Origin of the sequence: Flavobacterium sp. UGB4466 (assembly GCF_903469665.1) — a bacterium.
Lineage (GTDB): Bacteria > Bacteroidota > Bacteroidia > Flavobacteriales > Flavobacteriaceae > Flavobacterium > Flavobacterium lipolyticum.
Map to the genome: position 1 here is coordinate 1 of NZ_CAGKLC010000195.1, position 3,903 is coordinate 3,903.

The 3,903-nt window shown below is 38.8% G+C and carries 1 protein-coding gene; it reads right to left on the minus strand.

The annotated features are described in order from the left end of the window. On the minus strand, window positions 1–3,903 hold a 3,903-nt coding region (locus JO950_RS21435), incomplete at both ends, for a non-ribosomal peptide synthetase (RefSeq protein ID WP_202704464.1).

Consider the following 3,903-nt stretch of genomic DNA (forward strand, 5'->3'; position numbering starts at 1 on the left):
AAGGGCATCGTGATGCCTCGTCAAATCTTCTATGCTCTTCTCCAGTATACTGCTATCCAGCTCTTCCTTACTATACAATAAAACAGATTGATTGAAGTACTCATGTACTTTTATCTCCTCTGATTTGAAAAACCATTCCTGGATTGGGGTCAGCACAACAGCACCACTCACTTCACTTTGATCGCTAACCTGGGTGGTCAGTTCCATTAACCCTGCCAGCTCTCCCAGTACCGGTGTGCTTAACAGATGCTCTACTTTAAGTCTGTAACCCTGTTGTTTTAATCGAGCTACCACCTGAATTGACTTGATGGAATCGCCACCAAGATTGTAAAAACTATCCTTGATACCGATGCCTTCTTTTTTCAATACCGCTGACCATACCGAAACTAAAACCTTTTCCTGTTCTGTTACCGGTGCTACATATTCAACACCGCTCGATAGTCCCATAACTTCAAGGTTCAGTAGTGCTTTTTTGTCTATTTTACCATTGGCCGTTAATGGGATGGCTTCGAGTTGAACAAAGTACGCCGGAAGCATATATTCCGGCAACGACTGTTTTAAATAAGCTCGTAAATCGCTTGTGTTTTGCTCGACATTAGAAACGATATACGCCACGAGTTCTTTCTCTCCCGACTCGTTCTCTCTGGCTACAACTACTCCTTGATTTACAGCTTCATGTTTTACTAAAGCATGTTCTATCTCTCCAAGTTCTATTCGGTAACCCCTAATCTTTACCTGATCGTCTTTTCTCCCTATGAACTCAATATTGCCATCGGGTAGCCAACGACCCAAATCACCTGTTTTGTACAAACGCTCTCCTGCTTTAAAAGGATTTGCTACAAACTTCTCCTTGGTTAACGCTTCCTGGTTTAGATAACCTCGTGCTAAACTATTACCTCCTATACAAATTTCTCCTATTACACCAATTGGCAGTAAATTTTGATTTTTGTCCAGAATTAAAACCTGGCGACCAGCATACGATCTACCAATTGGAATTGTATTCTCAAATTTTGCGAGCTTGCCCTGTAACATAATTGGAAACCATGTAGCTGTAAGCGTCGTTTCCGTTGGTCCATAAACATTGTAAAACTCTTTTGTAAAATTTGAAATGTTATGCCAATGTTTTTCAAATATTCCTTTTTCAAGTTTTTCCCCACCTATTGCACAAAACTCAAGCTTATGCGAAAATGTCTCAGAATTAAAAGTTGTTATAAAAGAATTAAAGAAGGCAGTTGAAAAATCTGCATGTGTAATTTTATATTTTGAAATTAGTCCATAAATATATTCAGGATCAACGTTATGTGTTTTTATATACAAGCTGGCACCGAAGCATAAAGTTGTAAAAATTTCCTGAGCAGCTGCGTCAAAAGCAACGTTAAAAAATTGCAAAAAGCGAGATTCGGCACTTACTCCATATAAATTTTTAACATTAAAAATATGGGCAATGATGCTGCGATGTTCAATTAAAACGCCTTTTGGCAGACCTGTAGATCCAGAAGTATATATGGCATAAATTAAGTTATCAGGACTTAATTCTTTTAATAAATTTGTCTTTTGATACGATAAACTTTCGGCAATAAAAACATCCAATTTACTTTTATCAATAATTAATGAGCATTTACTATCGTTTGCGATATATTTTATTTTTTCTTCCGGGAAATCTAAATCGATTGGTATATATCCTGCCCCTGCTTTTAAAATTGCAAGAATTGTAATAATCATATTTTCATTTCTCTCTAATTGAAAACCGATTAAATCATCTGGCCTGATTTTATAATTATTCTTTAAATAATGTGCGAGTTGATTCGAACGCTTATTTAACTCGTTATAGGAAATTTCTTTACCTTCGAATACAAGTGCTACTTTGTTTGGTGTCTTTTCAACCTGTTCTTCAAACAAGTCCACAATCGTCTTGTCCTTCGGATATATTGCTGTTGTATCATTAAAGGTGAACAACAGTTTGTGTTTCTCTTCTTCAGATAAATAATCTAATGCTGTTAAAGACTGATCCGCGTTTTGTGCAAACGCCTTGATTACGGTATCAATATGATTTACCAGCTGCTTTAATGATCTTGTATCATAACGATTGCTATCGTATCTAATGTCTATCTTTAGTGAAAAAGCGGATGGGATCACTATAATATTAAAATCATAATTGGATTGCGCAATAACTTCCACTGAATCTAAGGTAAATCCTTCTTCTTCTTCCCGGCTATTGAATACGCCTTCGTTTTCCAGTTCCTTTACTGCATAGTTCTCAAATATCATAATATGATTGATCAGATCCATGCCCGGTTCACTCTGTGACTGAACCTCCGACAGGTTCATATAATGATGTGATGTACCTTGTATCGATTGCTCTTGCAGCATTTTTAACAGGTCAGCAGCCGTAGTATCAACATCATACTTTACTCTGACCGGAATAGTATTGATAAACAGTCCGATCATATCTTCAACTCCTGCTAAATCGGCCGGACGACCTGATACCACAGCCCCAAACACCACATCACTCGTGTTGTTGTAACGTGACAATAGATAGCCCCATACACCTTGCATAAAAGTGTTGTGGGTAATGCCTAAAGTGGTACAAAGTGTGTCTACTTGCTTAAACACAGCTCCCCCTATTTCAAAGTGTTCACTGTATTCGACATAAGTAGTATCTACAGCTCTTGTCTTAAAAGGAATCTCTGCCGGTACTGCATAACCTTTAAGACACTCCTTCCAGTAACCCAGTGAATGTTCTCTGTTTATGGTTTTCAACCAATTGATATAATTGGAATAAGGTATTACCGGTGACAGATCAGCTGTACTGCCTTTTATTGCGGCACTCAACAGTTCATTAAAGTCATTGATAAGCACACTTACACACCAACCGTCCATCAGGATATGATGATGGCTCCAGATAAACTCATACTCCCCTTGCGACAGATCAACAACATGCAAACGCATCTGAGAACCACTGCCTAAATCAAAACCTCTTTCCCTGTCCTGTTGTTTGATCAGCGCTACTTGCAAATCTTGGTCTGCCGAACCGTCAAGTTTCTGATAAGTAAAATTACTCGCTACTTCTTTCCTAACAATTTGCAAAGATCTCCCTGCATATTCAGTACTAAAACTAGTACGCAAAACAGCATGTCTGGCTGTTAAACCCTGGTAAGCAATAGCCAGTTTATCGATATCCAATACTTTGGCTCGTACCCTATAGGAGGTCTGCTCAAAATAAAGCGAACCGGAATCTTCTGCCAGCCAGTGGTAGTAGATGCCTTCCTGAAGAGGAGATAACTCATAGACATCCTCAAGGGTATTATCTGCGTTAAGCTCTAAGAGCTCTGCCCCGCTCAATCCTTGGAAAGTTAAATCCGATGGGGTCAGATGCTGCTCTTTGCTTTTAGCCAATTCCTCTATTAAAAACTCCAAATGTTTCTTGTAAGATCCTGCCAGTTTTTTAATCGTTGCCGCATCATACCTCAAACCTGAATAACGGATCGATATACCCAGTTCCCCCTTTACCAGCATCCCCGATACATCAAGGATTGTATTCATTTTATTCTCTTTAGAGGTATCTGATCCCATATGCTCTGAGGCATATTCAAACAAGGAATCTTCCTCATTGGATACATTTACACCAAAATCACCCAAATAATTAAAGGTAATCTCCGGTACAAGTGTACTCTCAAGTCTTTCCTGACTTAAGTGGGTCAGAATACCATAACCAATTCCTTTATTAGGCAAACGGCGTAAAGCTTCTTTTACTGCCACTAAACTTGCTCTCTGAGTGGAAGAACCCGATACATCCAGTACAAACGGGTAAACCGTTGTAAACCAGCCAACCGTTCTACTGATATCTACTCCATCGATGATCTCCTCTCTTCCATGACCCTCCATCTGTAAGACACTTCTAGC